Source organism: Halopenitus salinus (assembly GCF_042662125.1).
Taxonomy (GTDB): Archaea; Halobacteriota; Halobacteria; order Halobacteriales; family Haloferacaceae; genus Halopenitus; species Halopenitus salinus.
This window is the reverse complement of the sequence record NZ_JBHSXL010000003.1, coordinates 419,454-438,539: the sequence shown is the minus strand read 5'-3', so window position 1 is coordinate 438,539 and position 19,086 is coordinate 419,454. Positions and strand designations below refer to the sequence as shown.

Genomic DNA, 19,086 nt, shown 5'->3' with positions numbered 1-19,086 from the left:
CATCGGCCCATGGAGCCGCTCCGAAAGTCTTCGAGCTTGTTCCTTTTGATGAGGGGTTCGAAAGGGTACTGCCTGTTCTTTGTTAGGATTTTCCCTAACACTTATCGGAGCAGGGTGCGTCGACATACGTGTGGATGAGCGATGATGTCACCGTACTCGAAGATGAGATCGAGGCCTATGCCGACGGCACTGTTGCGCGGGTTCGCGTGCTCTCAGTCCCAACCTCGGACCGGTTTGAGGACGGGATCAAGTACGCATACCACTACGGCGAAGCCGGCGCGGACGAGCCGATCATCCGGTTCGACAACCACCACGGCGTCCACGAGCTCCACCTCGGGGGCGAGACCTTCGAGATCGACTACCCCGGTCTTGCGGAGATCTTCCGCGCGTGGCGGGCGGCGCTCCCAGAAGAGAAGCGCGACGACTGGTAGCGCGTTCGAGCACGGTGACCGACGTACTGGCCGCGACCGATTCCAACCGACAACCCCACACCACCCATGACTCAGACACTCCACGTTCGGATCAAGTCCGGCGACCGTAGCGACCTCGAAGAGCGCCTCGAAGCGATCGATGCCGGCGAGGACGTCGAACCCAGCGAGCCGACGCTCTCGATCGAGAACCTCGAAACGTTCGGCCGCGTCTTCCGCTCGACCAACCTCGAACTCTTAGAAGCAATCGTCGAACACGAGCCAGGGAGCATCCGCGAGCTCGCGCGCCTCGTTGACCGGAACCCGCCAGAAGTCCTCGAAAACGTGAACGAGCTGGCCGACTACGGCCTCCTCGAACTCGAAGAGGATGGCCGGGCGAAGCGGCCGGTCGTGTGGTACGACGAGATCGACGCCGACATCCCGCTCACGACTGGGTCGGGACAGGGGCGCAAGGCGAACGCCTGACCCAGCGGGGAGACACGGATGGGCGACGACGTCGACCCTGAGGATCCGCGTCCTAATGGTCACTACCACGTCGACCGCAACGCAGAGTGGTACTACGTCGACGACGACCTCGCGGGGACGATCGCCCTCGGGCCAGCGACCGACGGCGGGCCAGGTGACGACTGGGTGCTTACGCTCTCGGCCGCGACGCCGGACGGCGATCCCGATGCGGCCGAGCGTGTCGCCGTTCGCCTCACGCCGTGGGCGCTCCACGAACTCTACATCGAGGCGCGGAACCTCTCACCAGACGCTCGCCAAGCAGGACACAGTGCCGAGTGTGGGCTCTGCGGTGAGCAGGTCCCTCTCGATCTAGCGTGGCCGGACAACCGCAAGCGACCGTGTCACCCAGACTGCTACGCCGACGCGTTCGGTGCGCCGCTCTGGTACGATGGACAATAGTCGGGTGTCGACAGAGCGTCAAAGATGAGCGGCAACAGGCTTCTCGTCGCTGCTGGCGCGACCGTACTGTGGGTACTCTTTGGAGTGCTCTTGTTCGGGGTCACCAGCTGGGCGTCGGCCTTCGAACTCGCAGTCACCGGCCCGTTCTTCGACCTCTCATCGGTGCTTGATGCTTGGCGACTAGCTGGGGTTATCATCGGTGTCGCCGACGTCGCCCTCCTCTGGGACATGGCTACTGGGGGGTGAGGACGAAACACCGATACCTGTCCTGATACCCAGCCACCAGCTGCTCGTCCGGGAGGAATCATCGGCCTGTCCCTAAGATTAAGCGGCTCTGTTGAAATCCTATTCTTCAGACATGTTCATACCTGAAACAGTCGGTCGATGAGAGCTGCGAACTATCCTATGCTCGGAGATAAAACTAATAGACAGCGCATGGTACCCGGTTCTATGGGGTACAACGCCCTCGGCTTGGAGCAGGTCTTGCTACTCTTGCTGGGCGTCAGCATGGTTTTGATTGGTGGAGCAGGTTTACTCGGATTCTTCTAACTGAGCTTACTGTACTGAGCGGTTCGTGAGTCCACTGTACTGAGCGATTCATGAGTCCCCTGTATTGATTGTGATCAGGATATCTGTATTAGCGATCAAGAAATTCAACGGATCCAAATCGTTCTAAACGTGTCTGAATAATGTCTGAAGGCCACGAGGACGTAGTTGTACCAGTTGTGACACCGAAAGTCTCAACAGTTCCCTCTACGGTCGTATTGGACTCCTTCATTTGCTCACTGAGATAGGTGTATGCTGCAATCTGTAGTTGATACCGCTGGTGTGTTTTCTCGGTCGGTTCAGCTAATGCTATCTTCACATCTGACAGGATTCGCTCTCCGTTCGGGTACTCAATAACGAAGTCGATCTGTCCATGAATCTCGAACTCGACTCCGCCTGATTCGACAAGGCCATCGATGGGCCGCTCAACGCTTACGTCTGTTCGCGGATCCTCAATTCGCTCCCATAGATTGGAATCAACGAATCCTACGAGTACGCGCTCGAAGAACGCATACATAGCGTCACGCTCGGCGACGCTTGCTTCCGACGCAAGATCATCAATTACATCATCGAAAGTCTCTCGAACATTCGAATTCATCGCTCGTAGCGATGTTTCGGTAATCCCTCGGGCAACCAACTCCGTGAGCACTGCGTGGAGACACGTCCCGACTGCCTCGGGTCCCAGCTGATCAAATAAGAGTGGAAGATCGTCGGGGACATCGTTCGTGTCTGTGTGGAGCGATTCTCCAAGGAGATGTGGGATGGTGTACTTGTCGAGGTCTTCAGTCAACGGGTACATTGTCGAGGGATTCAGGAACCGTGGAATCCACTGTTCGAGCTCATTAGGCTGTGGTCGCCGGGTGACGACGTTAGCAGGGGATAGTTCGGATTTTGCGGGGCTCCATTGGGCGAACAAATCGACGTCGTTGACTCCGACTTCAATCGCGTCTCCGTTTGGGTCCGATCTATCGAGTTCTAATGTGTACGAGTCAGTTCCCTTCTGTCTGAATTGGAGACCGTCACGGATCGTATCTAGCCAGCGGTCACGAAGCTGATTTTCTCTAGTATCAAGCGGTAGGGGTACGATCAAATGGTCTCTAGCTCGTGTTAGCGCCACGTACAGCAATCGCCACACCTCTGCACGTTCATTTGCGACGACACGGCAGAGCCGCTCAGGACCGACGAGGTTCTGACGGTTCGTGGATTCACACACGGTGTCGGACCACTGAGCTGTCGCCCACCGAAGCCCGGTATCGCGGTCCCAGCCGCCCGGTGAGTCGTATAGTCCACCGTCGAACGGCGGGAGCGTAATGTCATTAGGAACATCGGTGTTTGTGGGTGGGGCGATTCCCGTGATTGATCCCTGTGTGACGAATCGTTGTGTATGGGGTCCCAGCGACCATACATTGAATCCGGGATCGGCGATGGCGACGACGTCGTCTTGATCACCTTTTGCGTCGTGTACAGTCCGGAACTCGACGTCGTACTCGCTGCCCACAGTGCTTGGTTGGGACGGCCCCTCACTGGGGCTCTCAAAGAAGGGTTGGACGAGCTCAACCAAGTCCCCAGGTGCGTAACGTGTCTCTCCCTCCCACTCGGTAATCGTCTCGACAAGCGCATCGAGATTTGCGACTCGCTGGGCGGGAGCGACACCGGACGCGAGTTCCCACGGATCTGCCCGAAGTGCGAGCGACTCGATTATCTCCTCGATATATACGCTGGCCGGCTGTCGGTGGACCATATCGCGTCTGTCACGGAGGCGGCGAAGTCCACGTAGCACGTGCTGCTGTTCCGCCGACATCCTGCTCACGTCGTCGAGCGCGTGATCTATGTCCCACTCTTGACTTTCAAAGGTATCCGTGTCGATATCGACTCCCAGTTCGGACCCCGTGAGCAGTGCCTTCGTTTGCTCCGGAGAACCGGGCTCTTGTAACCAGTCACAGACAGCGAATACTGTGCCGACCGCAGGGCAAGCAAATAGTCCCTCTGCCGCAGTGCGTACTCGGAGATTCTCGTTATCAAACGCCTTTTTGTACTCCGGCATCCGCGCTCTGCGCCGAAATAACACCGTGACGTTTAGAGGAGAACCGTGTTCGTCACAGAACGTTCCGTCCGCAAGCCCCTTTGCGATGTGAGTTGCTAACTTGTCTGCCTCGCCAACACCATCATCGGGAGACGCCCACGTGTCGGTTCCCGGGCGGCCAGCACCGTTAAACGCAGAGATATGAATGGCGGCATCATCATCTCCGTCACGGGCTGCCTGTAACCGGGGATATGCTACATCTAGACCACCCAGGTCTCCACGGGCTGGGTCGGTCAACATCGGTTCACCGATGGCGTTGATGCCCGCTGCGATATCGGGAACGCACCGGTATGTGGTCGTTGCGGTCCGATTTTCGTGAGGATCCCAGCTAATGCCGAGGTACTCTCCGTTGGTGGTCGCAGCGTCGAACCATGTCGGGTCTGCGTGTCGCCACAGGTAGATTCCCTGACGGACGTCTCCGCAGGCAAACACCCGTGAGCCTTCCGTCACGATATGTGACAGCGCGGCGTGCTGAATAGCAGAAACGTCCTGAGCCTCGTCGATGATCAAACTACGAATCCGTGATTGATACGTCTGTAAGACACGATCGCGGTGCGTGTCATTGACCTCACGAAGCGGCTCTGGGAGCCGAGATCGATCAACGGACTCGTCAAAGTACGCGTCCACGAGATATGCGACATCCGTGTGGGAGACGACACCCAATTCCCGGACGACGTCTTGGTAGACCGTGCGATAGGCCGCCAAAATCGTACAGAAGTCGTCGATCTGCTCAGACCATGCGTCGTACAGTTGGCGGTCGGCATCGAGCAGTCGCTCTTGGTCGGGCACAGCCACACGATCTCTGACGCGCTCTCCAACATCGTCGTCGCCGTCTTCTCCGCTACCGTTGACAAACCGCTCAACGGACTGTGCGATATCTTCGAAGGACTCGGATTTTCCGCCGGGGTATGTGGCATCCCGCGTCTGTGCCAATTCCGAGTGAAAATCCGCAGTCGACAGACGTTGATCGCGGCAGAACGTCACGGCGGATTTGAGCATCTCAGCTACACTATCGTCATACTCTCCCTCCGGATATGCGGCTTCTAGATCTCGGAGTCGTCGTTCGTGATCCGGGTCATCCTGAAGAGCCTCGTAACAGTTTCGGTGAGCTCGATGTAATAGCGCGTCATTACCAACTGAAGGCATCTCCTCGAATCCTGCGTCATGGGAGATCTCTTGTAGGACACCACGAAGGAGGCTGTCAACAGTTCCTACGTACGGGGCCTGGCGTGTACGCTGTAAGAGATATTCAAGCTCTTCGTCGGTGACTTCGGATGCGATGGAGACGAGATCGTGTTCAACAATGGTTCGCAGCCGATCGCATACCTTCGGGACGATGTCGGCAGCCTCGTCACGATTGAACGATATCACCGCGACGTGCTGTTCCGGCGTCGGATCACCAGCGACGTATCGGCGGAGGATATCCTCGGCGGCGATGTGGTGTGCGACGACGGATTTGCCGGCACCCGGAACACAATTTAGCGTGAAGAGCCCGGTCTCGTAATCGAAATAGGCATTCCTGATCGCCTGCTGTGCGCCCCTCAAAACGAGGGGATTGTCGTCGCCAATTTCACTCATTGTCATTTCACCTCTCCGGTGAGATATCTCTGAAGTTCCGGTGGAAGGTCCCGATCGGTTCCGACGAGTTGGCTTCTACTTGCTTCGGACACATGCTCGTTGTCGAGGTATTCAAGGAACGGGGATCGCGGGACATCCTCACCGTCTGTGGTCCGTGTATGCCGCATCACGACCGCACATCGGCTTGCAGCACGAAGTGTGTCCACGAACTGGTCTCGGTCTCGGCCGCCTGCCCACGCGGGCTGTGGTGCGAGAAGCCGTGATCGGCCCTCACCCCGAAAAACCGCTTCTCGGAATTCTGGTGGCAGAACTGACTCTGGTGGTTGCGGCCATCGTTCGGCGGTCAACCCCAGCGCGACTACGTATGGAACGTCGAGCGCCCAGACGTCGTTTGCTTCCAACACGTCCACGGCACGCGCGTTCGAGTGCTCTCTCCGCCCCGGTCGCTGTGTGACGATCACGCTGGCCAGTTCGGCGACGTCATCCCACGACTGTTCGACCGTTTTTTTGTCGAGTCGATCAGCGTATTTGTGACTCAGTTGTTCGACGAGCGTTCGAATACGCACGACAGCCCTTGCGTCAGTTTCCGTGTCGAGCAGTGCTGGCGAGTCTGTAGCTTTCGTCTCCGGAAGTCCGTGCTCAGCATATCCCTCAATGACATCACTGAGCAGTTCCCTCACGAGGCCTGGCTCCGGGTCGGGAGCAGCACTTACCCAGTCCACGTACTTCCAAATGCGGTCGTCCACGTCACCAGAAGCTTCGATTACGTCTTTCCACCCCCTGGTAGTCCGCGATTCGCGCGGAAGCCGCCTGATCGCTTTCGACACTGTCGCGGGGTCAATCGGCCATGTATCGGATACTTCTCCGGTCGGCGACCAGCCCAGTTCGAGTGGCCGAAGTAGGGTATCGAGTTCTATAGACGACTCAGAAAGCGTTTCACAGACAGCATCAACGAGAGCATATGGCCGTGTCCGAGTTACTCGGAGCTGTGTCCAAAACACTGGTGTGAGTCCATATTGGATGGCCGCTCGGAACAACGGTTCTTCGTAGGGGTCGAGGTCGCGGACGACGACAGCCACGTCGCGGATCGAAACATCTTGGTCACACAGCGCGGCCACGACCGCCATCGCGCTTCTCGCTTCCTCTCGCTGCGTCGACGACACGATTTCGACTGTGGGGGTTTCTGGTGGATCGATCGGCCGTGTGAGCGTGAAACGGTCCGATGCGGTCATTCGAACACCTCTGTCCCGGGACCAGTGACTGCAAGTAGGTGCCGTGCCCGCTTTTTGAGGTACACTCCACTTTCAGAGCGGAAATGGATGTGGACCTTAACTTCCGTTGTCGCAAGAATTCCATGGACGAGATCAGTGTGAGGTGCGGAAAGACTGCTGAGTCCGAGTAGCGTGAGCCGTTCGATATGCGGATACGCGCTTTCCCACACAGAACCATCCGTTGCCACGAGTGTTTGAGTCGCTCGTCGGACCAGTTCTGTTTCCGAGATTGCCTTTGAGGTCCGCTCCCGGAGATTACGTTCCACGCCAAGCGCGATGTCGAGAAGCTCTGTAGCCGTTGCGTCGATCGGACTGTACAAATCACCGGCCGTATCTCGCCACGCTGCGACTCGTTCAGGGTGAAAATTTGTGACTGTCTCTACTTCCGTGCGAATTTGTTCGATCTGCTGTGGCTCACGCGAAGCAAGCCGGGATGAGAATGCGATGTCTGGCGACTCCTGAGACATCGAATCCTCAAGAACTGAACGGAGCAGGCTCAAGCGATCGATCCGGTCGATAGTTGCAGTCGGACGTTCATTCGACTCTAGGAGCCGTTTGCTGAGCTGAACGGGGTCTTCGAACGAGAAGGCGTCTTTCGGGAGATGCTCTTCCCGAAGCCGCCGCTGAACGTTCCGCTGATGGAGTTCAACCGGAGACACTACGAGTTCTGTCGGTCGTGTACACTGACGGGCCCTCTCGAAGAGCTCGTCTTCGTCAGCGACGTGTAGCGTCAGTTGTTCCTCTTCGCTATCGACCAGCCTCTGATCGCCTTCCATGGATTCTCGACGGTATCTATCCGTTTCCACGTCTACAGTGTCCTCCCGTGAACCATTGTCAGTCACTATATATCGGCCTCTTCGAACAATCCCGCTAATCGGTCGACGACTTCATCAAGTTCATTTGCATCCATCGGCGCGTCAGGGTGCTCACTGTCGTCGAGGGGGACTCTAAGCGCACCTGCCCTCTTGTTGATGTAAAATGTCGCCCTATACGACCGGCCAAAGAGCATCCCAACAGTCGAATGGGAGACCCCGGCATCAAGAAGTCGCCGTAAGAGCTCGTCTCGAAGCCCGTCCACTAGTTCTTTCTCGCTTGTGGGCAATCTGGCTCGGACAGTGCGCCCGATGTCAGCAGGATATCCCCATTCACCAGTGTCGAGGTCTTTATCAACCAGTGGTTGGTTCAATGAGCTCACCTTCCGATCGACAGACATCAACGTCCACAGGCGCTCAATGATCGATGTCCGAGTCGATCCATCGGTGGCTTCTCTGATCTCGCTAGTTGTCGCTGGCCCGTTCTCGTAGAGGTAAGTGAGAATTCCGTAGTCTTTGTACAGCAGGGTAACCTCGGCGGCGATGTCGTCGAGGTCGAACGGAAGGTCATCGGCCGTTATCCGCTGAGTGACCAAGTGATGGCACGGAATACACATTGTCGTCCCGTTGTCTGGGTGGTCACGGTCGACGTATTCCGGATTCTCTTGCATATGGTGTGCTTCCAAGTCGATATTCCCACCGCGTTCAGGGCCCAACCGTGCACATACCTGACACCGATACCGGTCTCGTTCGAGGATCTCTTCCCTAACACTCGTCGGGAACGTGTTGTATCCCCCGTTACGAACCATCTGTCACCCCCGTGTACGCTTCATCGCTATACGGGGTGACGTCTTCTGCCAGTAACCATCGGGAAAGAATTTGTTTAGCGTCGGAATCAACCTTCCAACGCGAGTATAACTCGATCACACTAACAAACAGGTTTGAGTTACTATTCACCGGGGAAAGACACTCCAATAGTTGGTTCGTCTGGTCGAACTGATTCGTCAGTTTCCGAATTACCGATCCGTCGATCAGATCGTCCTCAGAGGTGCGAGTCATTCAGAATCCTCTGGTTCGTAGCACGCGCTTGTTATCTCCCGAATGTGTTGAGCGACGGGTTTCGTTACCTCGGTTGATTCGACCTGTTTAGCTCTCTCGTCGTAAGCGATGACGCCTATGTCGTCTAGCATTCCCAGGTGTGACTGTATCAGTGCGATATACACTGTCGTCCGCTGTTCACCCGATACTTCACCAGGATCGATGAGATTCTCGATCGCAGCAATTTCCCGAGCGAGCTCAGAGACGGACACTACACCGTCCGTCTGAGAAAGCGACAGGAGAACCTGCCGTCTTCGGCTATTGGACACAGCTTGGAACGCGTCATCGGGATCAAGAGGCATCGCGCTGTCTTGATTTGGTTCTGTCATCGAACCTCCTCAGCGAGATTTTTACCACGATGTGTGAGGACGATCAACTCGTGCCCAGAGTCACCGATTAGATCGAGATAGCCCCAGTCTGCAAGTTCACACAGTCGTTCCCCAAGCGTCTCTGAAGTCAATTCAGTTTTTACTAGGAGGTCTCTGCGTGTCGTCGTTCCTCCGACAGCGCGTGTTTCCGCGACGATTCGTGCGTCTTGTGTGTCGTGTGCGGAGAGTGATTCCTCGGTCCTCCGAGAGGCAGAGTTATCACTCTCGACACGGTTAGTGTCGTTTGCTGTCATTGGTGGCAGCGTTGTTCCCCGGTGTCATCGCACCGGGGGGCGTTTTCAGCCACTTGTGGGTAATGGATCGATTATAAAAACTATTTGTATATTAAGTGAAACTCCCTCGTGATTTGGATGGTGAGCTGTATCTACAAGCTCCTGAGAGGGGGTGTTAGACCGGATGTAGATCAGTAGCTCTGTTGAGATCTCCGGTCGATGATCATCTTGGGCTGGTCATTGTCGATACAGGATACACAATCTTCAGCGACGAATCGTTTCGGATGAGAATCTATCTGAAGACAGGAAACCGATGAGGATATATTCTGGGAGGCTACCAATTTATCGAGAAGTGGACCTGTTTTACGTTGGCATAAATCCCTCGCGTGAAATCATCCCAATCGGTGACGTGAAAATGCTGCGTCGTGTACTCATGAGGATCTTCCGGACGATCCCAATCACGTAGGAAAGAACGTAAAGTGCGATAATTCGACAGGGGAACAACTCGACCTATATCTAATTTATTCTGTAAGAATTCTCTTTTTCCATAGAATGGGTTTTTACAGAGGGCACCGTCAACACTAGCCTCTGAATCTGACTCGAATTCCACAGTCCGAGTCGTTCGTTCTACGATGTCTACCGGAATGCGCTCAGGTCGTTGAATTCCATCAGTAGGAATCTCCACGCTTTCTGCTGTGGTGAGGTTCACTTCACTTTGCTCGGCAAATTCAATCAGCGGACGAACGTCGACGGGTTGGCCATCGATCAAGAAATTCACTGTCAAATGTCGGTACCCCGATTGCGACGTAAAAGGTGCCGCGTAGATGAGTAGACTCGATTCGGGATATCCGATATCTAGATCACAAATGAGGACTGCTTGGTCATGGTCATACAATTCTAACTGATAGCCGGAATCCTCCGACTGCGAGTATCTGTCTTCTCGGTTACGGAGATTGGCTACGAAATTCCGATATCCGCTGCCAATCCATGCTCCGTTTGACTGGTTAATCGTGAAATGGCACTCTGGTACAGAAAGACCGAACAGGTTATCTAGAACTGCAAATACATGTTCTGCCCGCTCTTCAGGAATATAGTCAAGCTGTGCCATGACTCGGTGCGGATTATCCGGAAAGTAGTGAGGAGTAAATAAACAAAGTTCTGAGATGTGCCCTTCCGGGCATTCAATAAAATAATTTGAGATACCCTCCTCTGGTTCAGGGAGCCTTAGAAGTCCCTCCTTGTCATTTTCCGAAAGAGTTCCTAATCGTTCTTCGAAGTAGTTCTGAACTTCGTGACCAGAAAGATACCTCACTTCGGTTTGCCGCCGAATCGGAAACAACGGTTCTTCAATTCGATCATGCTCATAACTCAGCAAGTTGTCTGTCCCTTCGACGAGAATTGCCAGTTGAGTCTTTCCCTCAATATCTAGAATGTCCGTGGAAAATTGCGGAATTGGTTCTACATAGTGACTAAGCACATCGGAGATTGATCGAGCAATTTCATCGCTCGATGTAACATTCTGTATTCTATCGGGTCGGCCATGCGAATCTTCGCGGATTCCTAAAACGATGGCACCACCTACAGCGTTAGACATCGCAGCGATCTCCTTCGCAACTTTACGGGGACCGACCTCTTTGGACTTATATTCGAGTCGTTCAGACTCTTGTTCTCCTCTCCGGATTTCCTCTTCTAGATTCATTAGATAAGTAATGCTCTATTTTGGACTTAATCCTATACATCTAGATTAGCCGCCTCTGTTAGAGATCTCGATAGTAAATACATCGAGAACGAGCGTACGCAAACCCTATTGGGCTATTGAGGATTCAGAGAAGTCCTCCCCTTTCCCAAGGAGCAGTTCGGTTCCGGGTTCTCGACTGTGGCGACTTGGTCAGGTGCTGTGGTCGATGTAGTCGGCTTCCCATTCTGCCCGCGCCTGAATCTCTCTAGTACCCCGACGTGTGGTAGTGTACTCATTGGTCCGTCTATCTCGCTGACTTTTTTCGACAAGTCCCTTCTCAACAAGCGTGTCGAGATTCGGATAGAGACGACCATGGTGGATCTCCTTTTCGTAGTAGTTCTCAAGTTCGTCCTTAATTGCGAGCCCGTGTGGATCATCAAGGCCGGCGATTACGTACAGCAAGTCGCGCTGAAAGCCAGTAAGATCATACATGTCTTCATATTTCGTATTCATGTTTTGAAATACTACTGATCTTCGAAATGATACTCATGTATCATATTTGTCGAGCTATTCACTCCGGAATAACTAGGTCATAGAATTCAGCAGAGTTATCCTATTGGCTTTGTTGAAATCCTCTTCTTCAGACATGTTCTTGTCTGAAACGGCTGGTCGCTGAAAGGTGCGAATTAGCTGTTGACATTTCTACCAGCTTAGAGAGATGTTCTGATAGCCGTGCAAGATACAGGGCGCGAGTCTTACACGACAAACTGTTCAAATCGTGGTTGTCAAATTGGTCGATACAGCGTGATGGGTCTCCGTCTCGCACAGATTTACGACGACGTCCTCAATGCTGTCCATACCCTGCTTTTCACTGTCTTGATGGGTATTCTTGGGACATGTCTGATCCGACAGCACCGGTATCGGGTCGTGATTTGTGACAATCGTCGTACTTCTCCTGTCGCTGGTCGAGTGGTGCGGCCGGAACGCGCTCGGATCGTGTGGAACTGGTACGGGAAGGTCAAGTCGTGAGGCTGACGACATGTTCACTCTTCACTGTTTTCGATGATCTCAATGATCTGCTCCGGGTAGAACGCGAAATTAACATTCAGCGGGCCTTCCTCTATCGAATGCGCGGGCGATTGCAGAGTCGATGAGTGAATTCCGAGGAAGTACCGCTGCGGCTGCTTATACACGACGGGCCCGCCATCCATCTGATCGATTATCGACGGTGTTGTGAAGATTGGGCTTCCGCTCATCCCGGAGTGCGTGTTCGCGTCTGTTGCGAACGCGAGATTCCCCATAAATCCGCCGCCGTAATGACTAGAGATCAGGGCACTCCGGATTATCGGCATGTAGTCGTTCGGTTCGATCACTGGGTACCCAACAATCATCGCTTCCTCACCTGCTGTTATCGGTCGTTCATCAGGGAGGAAGTTTGGCGGGCCGATCGGTTGATTGATGTAATCATCCAAGTCGTCGTACAATTCGAGCACTGCCAGGTCGGGTTGCGGTTCAGCGGAGTGTTCCATCCATTGCCGCTCGCCGTCCTTCACTAAGTCTAGTGGGCGGCTGATACGGAGCATCGGTGCGTCTGCGTTGTCTCGCAGGTAAATCCGGGCTTCCTCGGCTACGAATTCTTCTTCGCCGTCATCGTTCTCCTCAACGAAGACGTGCCGGTTCGTGACGAGATAGTCTGTCTTCTCGCCTTCCTGCTCGTATCGGAATAGTGTCCCTGTTGCGTGACCGCCGCCCGGTAGTTTGATCGGTGTGACGCACAGGAATAGCGAGTCTAAAGGGTTGTTCGGCATGCTCATGTTGTGTTCCGGTAGAGTAGGCCGGGTTATTGACGTTGGTGATACATCGAGTAAGACCCGGGAAGGCCCGTTAAACGACCGTCCCTCCTACCCGTAATCGTAACCGGGTTGGCCTGGTCACTGCGCATAAACAGTGAACGGTTGCTTCAACGCATCTGAGGCGAAAGAAAAAAGCTTCCGTCCTGCATGGAATCTCTATATCCGTCACACCGCTGCTGACAGCAAGCAAGTAGCTGACAAAGCCGTTGCTGTATTGAATACCTGCTGCTAACCGAGATATAAAATGTAGACTAGAGGGGTTACAGCGGCCTTACTCGTCGTCGGAGGTGTCGCCGGGCCGTGTGTTGTCGGGGCTGTCTCCGCCCTTGAATGTCTCGTGGGATCCGAATTGTCCGAGGTCGGGGGCTTCACCGTCGCCGGAGGAGCCGCCGTCACCGGAGTTTCCTTCGTCGGTCATACTGTAAAGAGGAATAGTGTACCTACCACTAAAAGGATGACGCCGAGGATAGAGGTGAGAAGGGCTCTATCGACGTCTTTGGACTTGTCTTCTGTTGTTGGCTGCATAGCGTCGATGTCGTCTGCGTGGATCCGTAGTGCGTGGGAGAGGTATTCGTCTTCTTCGTAGTCGTGGTTGGATACGGCGCGGTACATCTCTGTTTCAGGGCCTGTCCTGACGCTTTCTCGTTCCTGAGTTTGGAAAGCGGTGTATGTGGAGTAGCCGAGTACCAAGGCAGCTGCGGTGAGGATCAGGCCGGGGATCAAGGTAAGTTGATTTAGTCCGGATTGAATCGGTACGAGTGCTGCGAAGACTGTAGCAACTAATCCGTTGAATTGGACGATTCGCCAGGATTTCTGAGTGACATCATTGAGAGATTGGAGTTCGTGGTCAAGGACTCGCCGTGCGTCCTCAAGTGCGTGGTGTCGGGCTTCTGTGGAAGAGTCAGTTCCCTCAGATTCTTGCGTCTCTGTCTCTTCTACATTGCTTCGCATACTTTGCGATATAAGCGGTGAAATAAGAGGTTATGGGCGTAGAGTCTTCAATTCCATTGCTCATGCCGGACGAAAAGAACTGACAATGACGAGCTCCTTTGAGCCTGTAACAACATTGTCTTGCTGAATATACGCTCTGTATCTCGCAAGCTACTACTGACATGTCGTGGAGAGGTCGGAGTTCGACATCGGTACGTGGGCCCCCTGTACTGACCGTACCCGGAGCAGAACGTATCACTGGCTCAGAATTCTAATAGAGCCAAAAATCAAAGTAACACTAAATCTGCCTCAGTACCTATGGGCAATGCTGGCGACGGAACAATTGTCACAGTCACGAGCACGGGAGAAGTGACGATTCCCCCAGAGTTCTGTGACAAACTCCATATCAATACACGGGGGCGAGTCCGGTTCGTTGAAAATGAGGAGGGAGAGATTGTAATTCAACCAGTCAAGCGTCCGTCGGAAATTCGCGGCGCACTTGCATATGAGGACGAGGAAGAAGAGAAATCAGCCACGATGGAACTCCGTGACGAGCGAGAGACAAATAAACAGAAGGATGATGAGAAGTAGAGACTGTCGAAGCAAGATGGTGGTCATCTTCGATGTCGAGATATCACGCGCTTTTTCGTTTGACGAGGCGAGAGCACGCTCATCACAACAGCAGCCCCGCCAACCGGTACCCCAAGAAGCGGACGAGACTGATTTTCTAGATCCTCCACGATCGTGTGTGTAGTGGCTCGACGAGTCACTTTACAATATTTTATGTGGATTAATCTCACGTCGACAAGCGCATGACGAACGACGACGTCGAGGACGATTCGAGTGGATTCAAAACAGAGCAAGAAGTGCTCGAAACAGCATCGAGCGGTCCAAGTGTCAGATCAATCCAACTTGGAGAGGGAATCTCGCCGACTCGAATACTTGTAGAAGTGGAGCGAGAAGACGGTTCGAAAAAAGAGTCGACCGCCAGTATCGAACTTATCAATCTCTGTCGACACGACGCGGGAGACGACGTCTATGACCCAGAGTCCAAGGAACTCGATTATAGTGAACTAGGGAGAGACATCCGGATGCGAACCGACGCTTTACTCGGACATCGACTCCCGAGCTCCCTCGTCGGGACGAATCTGCCAGACAAGTCTCCATCCGATCCCTGAGGCGATTTCGCAGAGACCGTGAAGATGAGGATGAGGGGGAGTCTGGCAGCGACCTACTCCGCTGAGAGCGAGATCGTGACTGAGAAGCAGGGAGAGACCTTGCGGTCATGCGCGCTCTCCTAATTGCGATATTGACTGATGTATCCCGAATGCGGCAGTCTACTCTGAAATCTGAAAGTGTTCTATCTCATCTGATCCACACTTGGGACACTCATCTGCGCGCGACATTAGATTCTCGCCGCACTGACGGCACTCCACGACTACCTCTGTCTCGTCACCGGGCATTAGCCGAGTAAGTACTGTGCGGATACTCATGGGTTCCAAGTTTTTGATGGCTGTGAGTTAATGTTACTGGCGATATGTATCCACCGGAAATTCGGTGCGTTTGACCCGTAAAGCCGCCAAAGCCTTACGTTCTCCCCCGGATGAAATTCATTTGGAAGGAACACTGTCACACGCTCCTTCCACCCCTTCCATGAACGCTGACGAATCGTCCCTCGGTCGTTGCCCGAAATGTGGTGAGGACATATCTGAAGCATGGATTCTTGTTGAATACGAAAAGAACGACGGCACCGAGGGCGTGTGGACCGAGTGTCCGGCGTGTGGGGACGTTGTAGCGCCGGAATAGGCAGACAGCAGAGTAAAGTGCTCTTCGTCGCGTATCCGGTGTAAGGTTTACAAATGGAGATTTCAGAGGAACTTCGGTGTCTGTTCTCGGGTAAAGTCGAAGAGCGTGATGGGTCATATGTGGTTGAGATTCCGGAGCAGGAACTCCGCCTTGGCGATCTACAGGCAGAGGAGACGTATCGTGTGGCTGTTCTGCCGGTACCCACGACCAACGAGGCCAACAACACTGACGCTGATCCACAGGTCGATCAAGTGCCACAGACGCCCCCTATCGAAGAAGGCGAGCAACGCACCGTCGAAATCGAAGATATTGGTGATCAAGGCGATGGTATAACCCGTGTTGAGCGCGGTTTCGTCGTTATTGTTCCTGACACCAAACAGAGCGAGCGTGTCACTATCGAGATTACTGATGTGCGCGAGAATGTCGCCTTCGCGGAAGTTGTTGAGCGCGTCAGTTACTACGAGTAGTTCCAAGGGACCCTGCGCGGCGAACCTTGTCCGCCACTAACGACTATTCTGCCGTCGTTTGTAGCGATGGGCAGAAAATTGTTTTTTCAGACTCTTACACGCCCAGTTAGTGTACAGCCCTAATCTCTCCTCGTGCTGGCACATAGCAGTTCGATTTTGTGGACTGAGTTGTTATTGTTATAATTTTGTTGTGTTAACACTAGGGGCGTAGCTTTACCACACCTTCCTAACACTAATAGTAGTACAACACGTAACACTAAACAGACATGGCGAAAACGAAGGTCCAAGTTACCGAATCAGAGGTCACTGATCGAGACGGAAACACCCGCGAGACCAAACAGTACCGGGTCACCATTCCGAAAGACACGGCTGAGTTCTTTAGTCTGTCACAGGGTGATGAACTCGAATGGGAGATGGGTAGTGCAGCAAACAAAATGGAGCTGACGGTCCACCAGTACGATGACGAGTGATGAAGAGACTCTCATAGCCGACGGCTACACCCGACTCTCTCAGGACAGCGACCGGTCTATACCACGGCAAAAAGAGAATATCGAAGCATATGAGGCCGTGATTAACGACCGGGACGACTATCCTCCGGTCGAACTGAACACGATCTATAACGACGGCAGGTGGTCAAGCGGATTCTCAACAGAGGACCGTGGAGAGTGGCAGCGTGTGATGAAACGCATCGAACATGGAGAGACAGACTTGGTATGGGCCGATGGAAAGCGTCGGTTCGCCCGAGATTTTGATGACACTATGGAACTCATCGTGGCCTGCCGTAAGAACGATGTCGAGCTCCACGACATCGGATCCGGGCCAATAGATTTAGACGATCCAATGACTGTTGCTATCGAACTCTTACAAACTGCCTCAGAGCACGAAGCAATGAGGAGATACATCGAGAAGTCGATTGAGGAGACCAAAGAGCGCATTTCGAATGGTTACTACCATGGGCAGCCTCCGGTTGGACTCTGTTTTGATGGTGACAAACAGTATCTTGTTATCGAGGAAGAACACAAAGAGGATATCCGGTTGGTATTGAAACTTGCCGACAACGGCAAATCCACCCGTTGTATCGCTGAGGAAGTGCCGTGGACACATCCGACCGTGGCTAAGATTCTGAAGCGAGAGCAGGCGTACAACCACGCAATTGCGGGGGGACGTCTTGGCCACCAGTTGGAGACTCTTGAGAAACCAGCGTAGGATGTGTGCCGCGCGGTGGACGAGGCTGACAGTAGGTGACTACCTTGCTAATAGCTTGATCACGGATGAAATTAGATAAGAGCGAGATCTACCCATCCACTCTAATATATCATATTCTCCAAACTTACCCTTTTAAATAACTACAAATTTAGCTTGTGTGTGACTGCACACGATAGAAAGCCGTCAGCTACAGACGCCCTTGGTGTTGATACGTACTTCCGCATGTACATTGGGGCACTACGAATAGACGATCGTGCCCGTCGCCTGATTACCTGCTATGTTATTTTACTTGCAGGGCGACTTGGAATGCGATTACAAGAGATACAGCATCTTCGTGAATCTTGGATCGATTGGAAACGCGGAGAGATTTGTATCCCTTCGTTCGACCCCTGTGGATGTAGCCGATGCTGGGTTGGCGCGCTTGACGTATGGGGACGAAAAGGGCTGAAGGAACTACAAGAGAGCGGCGAGTGGGAATCCGGGGTCTCGTGGAAAAATCTGAAAGCCGAACAACGAGAAGATGTAATCAAACGAGCTGAGTTCTGTACTCCCGAAAACCTACAGAAAATCGTCTACACAAGCAAGTGGTCTCCCAAATATGACCGGTCTGCACGCGTCATCGCGTTCGGCTGGTCGTATCGAATCACTGCTTGTCTAGTGACTTTTTTCGATGAGTTTGATTGCCTTGACTGGCAACAGCATTCTATCAACCGGCTGTTGAAAGAGGCCGCCGAAAACGCCGACGGTGTGGACTCGTCAGAGATTTCTGCCCACCCTCTACGGGCGACAGGTGAGACATTCCTCGCAGATGCATCGGTGGATGTGAAGATGCTTCGTGATCTTGCAGGCTGGGAAGATCTACAGACAGCGCGATACTACATAGCAAAAAGCGGCCGTATCAACACTTTAAAATTATATAACGTAATGGGAAAGGGCGACGAAGCGCCACCCGTTGTGCCCGAGGACCCCGAACATCAGTTTCCGGTCATTGGAAACCCATTCCCGTTTCAGAACGAACCGTTCTCCCCGGTCAGTCCTGACGGCGATGCGTATGATGAAGATGTTCGTCGAGACCGCCATCGGGAGCAGCAAAACCAGCCACTTCCGTTACACCACCCACGCGACGTGAACCTACCGTACGATCGCGCTGGCTTCCCCGATAAAGATCAGATTCATTACGACCCGAATGATCACGAACTCCCCGGGCACATCGACCGTGATTCCGATCGTGTCGAAACGAAGGACGGAGTCCCAGTTACCGAAGCGACGACGCTGGTCGATGTCGAAAATCCTCATCGAGTCCCACGATCGCGTGATCCTGAACCTGGTAAGCATCGAGCCGATTGGGTGAACAGTAAACTCGATGAATTCCTCGATCAAGATAGTGATGACAATCCCGCTCTTTCAGTTGTCGGTCTCGGTGGAGCCACCGCTTATGGAACGTTTCGAAGCGCCTCAACAATTCGCACTCGACTTAGTAGAGAGTGGAACAAATATTGGATGACCAATGGTGGGGCAGCACCCAATGCTACGAAGTTTGGGAAGGGTGTTGCCATGTATGTCCTACTGATTGTGTTACCTCTGGCGGTGAACTTCGGATTCATTTTCGAGTTCTGAACCGCGCGCCAGCTGCGTTCGGCCTGTGATTTTTTATGTAATGACCACAGATCGAGTGCTCTGAAGTTCGATAACGACCACACTTCGACTTGATCTGGGCGCACACCGTTGTGTCGAGTGAATCAAATTCTCCTCTAGTACGGTCGTGCTGTCACTCCGAGCCACAGGCTATCAGCAGTTATATTTCTGACCCTATCACGCACTCGTCG

General features: G+C 53.5%; 21 protein-coding genes. 11 read left to right on the top strand and 10 right to left on the bottom strand.

All coding sequences use genetic code 11. From position 1 onward, the window contains the following. The first annotated feature begins 134 nt into the window (after positions 1 to 134). The 4 genes from ACFQE9_RS05005 (at position 135) to ACFQE9_RS04990 (ending at position 1,577) form a co-directional block, all read left to right on the top strand. A complete protein-coding gene (locus tag ACFQE9_RS05005; RefSeq protein ID WP_379741224.1) occupies positions 135 to 431 on the top strand; it encodes a toxin-antitoxin system TumE family protein in 297 nt (98 codons plus the stop codon). 66 nt (positions 432 to 497) lie between these two features. Continuing rightward, entirely contained in the window at positions 498 to 893 is a 396-nt protein-coding gene (locus ACFQE9_RS05000; protein WP_379741222.1) for an HVO_A0114 family putative DNA-binding protein, read from the top strand. 18 nt (positions 894 to 911) lie between these two features. Next, the gene (locus ACFQE9_RS04995) at positions 912 to 1,331 is read left to right on the top strand and encodes a DUF8161 domain-containing protein (RefSeq protein ID WP_379741220.1); all 420 of its coding nucleotides are present in this window, start codon (positions 912 to 914) and stop codon (positions 1,329 to 1,331) included. A 24-nt stretch (positions 1,332 to 1,355) separates the two neighbouring features. Continuing rightward, positions 1,356 to 1,577: a hypothetical protein gene (locus ACFQE9_RS04990; RefSeq protein ID WP_379741217.1), complete on the top strand. Its 222-nt coding sequence runs from the start codon at positions 1,356 to 1,358 to the stop codon at positions 1,575 to 1,577. Between the two features lie 391 nt (positions 1,578 to 1,968). Here the strand turns inward: ACFQE9_RS04990 and ACFQE9_RS04985 are convergent, their stop codons facing one another. From ACFQE9_RS04985 to ACFQE9_RS04940, 10 genes are all read right to left on the bottom strand, one after another. Continuing rightward, complete coding sequence (locus ACFQE9_RS04985) at positions 1,969 to 5,538, bottom strand: UvrD-helicase domain-containing protein (RefSeq protein WP_379741214.1); 3,570 nt, start codon at positions 5,536 to 5,538, stop codon at positions 1,969 to 1,971. Positions 5,539 to 5,540: 2 nt separating this feature from the next. After that, a complete protein-coding gene (locus ACFQE9_RS04980) occupies positions 5,541 to 6,770 on the bottom strand; it encodes a PD-(D/E)XK nuclease family protein (protein ID WP_379741211.1) in 1,230 nt (409 codons plus the stop codon). After that, the gene (locus ACFQE9_RS04975) at positions 6,767 to 7,651 is read right to left on the bottom strand and encodes a hypothetical protein (RefSeq protein WP_379741208.1); all 885 of its coding nucleotides are present in this window, start codon (positions 7,649 to 7,651) and stop codon (positions 6,767 to 6,769) included. Before ACFQE9_RS04975 ends, ACFQE9_RS04980 begins: the two co-directional genes overlap by 4 nt. After that, positions 7,651 to 8,292 carry an HNH endonuclease gene (locus ACFQE9_RS04970; protein WP_379741205.1) on the bottom strand — a complete coding sequence of 214 codons (642 nt, stop codon included), beginning with the start codon at positions 8,290 to 8,292 and terminating at the stop codon, positions 7,651 to 7,653. Before ACFQE9_RS04970 ends, ACFQE9_RS04975 begins: the two co-directional genes overlap by 1 nt. Before the next feature lie 384 nt (positions 8,293 to 8,676). Further along, entirely contained in the window at positions 8,677 to 9,048 is a 372-nt protein-coding gene (locus ACFQE9_RS04965) for a DUF7344 domain-containing protein (protein WP_379741202.1), read from the bottom strand. A 606-nt stretch (positions 9,049 to 9,654) separates the two neighbouring features. After that, positions 9,655 to 11,019, bottom strand: a complete 1,365-nt coding sequence (locus ACFQE9_RS04960; RefSeq protein ID WP_379741199.1) for an AlbA family DNA-binding domain-containing protein — start codon at positions 11,017 to 11,019, stop codon at positions 9,655 to 9,657. A 189-nt stretch (positions 11,020 to 11,208) separates the two neighbouring features. Further along, positions 11,209 to 11,490: a helix-turn-helix transcriptional regulator gene (locus tag ACFQE9_RS04955; RefSeq protein WP_379741196.1), complete on the bottom strand. Its 282-nt coding sequence runs from the start codon at positions 11,488 to 11,490 to the stop codon at positions 11,209 to 11,211. Between the two features lie 551 nt (positions 11,491 to 12,041). Next, a complete protein-coding gene (locus ACFQE9_RS04950) occupies positions 12,042 to 12,812 on the bottom strand; it encodes a S1 family peptidase (RefSeq protein ID WP_379741193.1) in 771 nt (256 codons plus the stop codon). Positions 12,813 to 13,122: 310 nt separating this feature from the next. Beyond that, on the bottom strand, positions 13,123 to 13,269 hold the full coding sequence (locus ACFQE9_RS04945; RefSeq protein WP_006629034.1) for a hypothetical protein: 147 nt from the start codon (positions 13,267 to 13,269) through the stop codon (positions 13,123 to 13,125). Next, positions 13,266 to 13,802: a hypothetical protein gene (locus ACFQE9_RS04940; RefSeq protein WP_379741190.1), complete on the bottom strand. Its 537-nt coding sequence runs from the start codon at positions 13,800 to 13,802 to the stop codon at positions 13,266 to 13,268. The genes ACFQE9_RS04945 and ACFQE9_RS04940 overlap by 4 nt, the downstream gene beginning before the upstream one ends. Before the next feature lie 297 nt (positions 13,803 to 14,099). On the opposite strand from ACFQE9_RS04940, the gene ACFQE9_RS04935 reads away from it, so the two are divergent. The 7 genes from ACFQE9_RS04935 (at position 14,100) to ACFQE9_RS04910 (ending at position 18,877) form a co-directional block, all read left to right on the top strand. After that, positions 14,100 to 14,372 (top strand): AbrB/MazE/SpoVT family DNA-binding domain-containing protein, encoded by a 273-nt coding sequence (locus ACFQE9_RS04935; protein WP_379741187.1) that lies wholly within the window; start codon positions 14,100 to 14,102, stop codon positions 14,370 to 14,372. Between the two features lie 221 nt (positions 14,373 to 14,593). Continuing rightward, the gene (locus ACFQE9_RS04930) at positions 14,594 to 14,959 is read left to right on the top strand and encodes a hypothetical protein (protein WP_379741184.1); all 366 of its coding nucleotides are present in this window, start codon (positions 14,594 to 14,596) and stop codon (positions 14,957 to 14,959) included. Positions 14,960 to 15,434: 475 nt separating this feature from the next. Beyond that, positions 15,435 to 15,587, top strand: a complete 153-nt coding sequence (locus tag ACFQE9_RS15235) for a DUF7837 family putative zinc-binding protein (protein WP_464384452.1) — start codon at positions 15,435 to 15,437, stop codon at positions 15,585 to 15,587. A gap of 53 nt (positions 15,588 to 15,640) precedes the next feature. Next, entirely contained in the window at positions 15,641 to 16,054 is a 414-nt protein-coding gene (locus tag ACFQE9_RS04925) for a TRAM domain-containing protein (RefSeq protein ID WP_379741181.1), read from the top strand. 266 nt (positions 16,055 to 16,320) lie between these two features. Next, positions 16,321 to 16,524 (top strand): AbrB/MazE/SpoVT family DNA-binding domain-containing protein, encoded by a 204-nt coding sequence (locus ACFQE9_RS04920; RefSeq protein WP_379741178.1) that lies wholly within the window; start codon positions 16,321 to 16,323, stop codon positions 16,522 to 16,524. Further along, positions 16,514 to 17,260 (top strand): recombinase family protein, encoded by a 747-nt coding sequence (locus ACFQE9_RS04915; RefSeq protein WP_379741175.1) that lies wholly within the window; start codon positions 16,514 to 16,516, stop codon positions 17,258 to 17,260. Before ACFQE9_RS04920 ends, ACFQE9_RS04915 begins: the two co-directional genes overlap by 11 nt. Positions 17,261 to 17,419: 159 nt before the next feature. Further along, positions 17,420 to 18,877, top strand: coding sequence for a site-specific integrase (locus tag ACFQE9_RS04910; RefSeq protein ID WP_379741172.1), 1,458 nt, complete (start codon positions 17,420 to 17,422; stop codon positions 18,875 to 18,877). Positions 18,878 to 19,086: the final 209 nt, after the last annotated feature.

Excerpts from the sequence above, each read along its gene's own strand:
- ACFQE9_RS04990 (WP_379741217.1), top strand. The coding sequence starts at position 1,356 with ATGAGCGGCAACAGGCTTCTCGTCGCTGCTGGCGCGACCGTACTGTGG.
- ACFQE9_RS04985 (WP_379741214.1), bottom strand. The coding sequence starts at position 5,538 with ATGAGTGAAATTGGCGACGACAATCCCCTCGTTTTGAGGGGCGCACAG.
- ACFQE9_RS04960 (WP_379741199.1), bottom strand. The coding sequence starts at position 11,019 with ATGAATCTAGAAGAGGAAATCCGGAGAGGAGAACAAGAGTCTGAACGA.
- ACFQE9_RS04950 (WP_379741193.1), bottom strand. The coding sequence starts at position 12,812 with ATGAGCATGCCGAACAACCCTTTAGACTCGCTATTCCTGTGCGTCACA.
- ACFQE9_RS04955 (WP_379741196.1), bottom strand. The coding sequence starts at position 11,490 with ATGTATGATCTTACTGGCTTTCAGCGCGACTTGCTGTACGTAATCGCC.
- ACFQE9_RS04965 (WP_379741202.1), bottom strand. The coding sequence starts at position 9,048 with ATGACAGAACCAAATCAAGACAGCGCGATGCCTCTTGATCCCGATGAC.
- ACFQE9_RS04940 (WP_379741190.1), bottom strand. The coding sequence starts at position 13,802 with ATGCGAAGCAATGTAGAAGAGACAGAGACGCAAGAATCTGAGGGAACT.
- ACFQE9_RS04945 (WP_006629034.1), bottom strand. The coding sequence starts at position 13,269 with ATGACCGACGAAGGAAACTCCGGTGACGGCGGCTCCTCCGGCGACGGT.
- ACFQE9_RS04935 (WP_379741187.1), top strand. The coding sequence starts at position 14,100 with ATGGGCAATGCTGGCGACGGAACAATTGTCACAGTCACGAGCACGGGA.
- ACFQE9_RS04980 (WP_379741211.1), bottom strand. The coding sequence starts at position 6,770 with ATGACCGCATCGGACCGTTTCACGCTCACACGGCCGATCGATCCACCA.
- ACFQE9_RS04995 (WP_379741220.1), top strand. The coding sequence starts at position 912 with ATGGGCGACGACGTCGACCCTGAGGATCCGCGTCCTAATGGTCACTAC.
- ACFQE9_RS04925 (WP_379741181.1), top strand. The coding sequence starts at position 15,641 with ATGGAGATTTCAGAGGAACTTCGGTGTCTGTTCTCGGGTAAAGTCGAA.
- ACFQE9_RS04915 (WP_379741175.1), top strand. The coding sequence starts at position 16,514 with ATGACGAGTGATGAAGAGACTCTCATAGCCGACGGCTACACCCGACTC.
- ACFQE9_RS04920 (WP_379741178.1), top strand. The coding sequence starts at position 16,321 with ATGGCGAAAACGAAGGTCCAAGTTACCGAATCAGAGGTCACTGATCGA.
- ACFQE9_RS05000 (WP_379741222.1), top strand. The coding sequence starts at position 498 with ATGACTCAGACACTCCACGTTCGGATCAAGTCCGGCGACCGTAGCGAC.
- ACFQE9_RS05005 (WP_379741224.1), top strand. The coding sequence starts at position 135 with ATGAGCGATGATGTCACCGTACTCGAAGATGAGATCGAGGCCTATGCC.
- ACFQE9_RS04930 (WP_379741184.1), top strand. The coding sequence starts at position 14,594 with ATGACGAACGACGACGTCGAGGACGATTCGAGTGGATTCAAAACAGAG.
- ACFQE9_RS04970 (WP_379741205.1), bottom strand. The coding sequence starts at position 8,292 with ATGCAAGAGAATCCGGAATACGTCGACCGTGACCACCCAGACAACGGG.
- ACFQE9_RS15235 (WP_464384452.1), top strand. The coding sequence starts at position 15,435 with ATGAACGCTGACGAATCGTCCCTCGGTCGTTGCCCGAAATGTGGTGAG.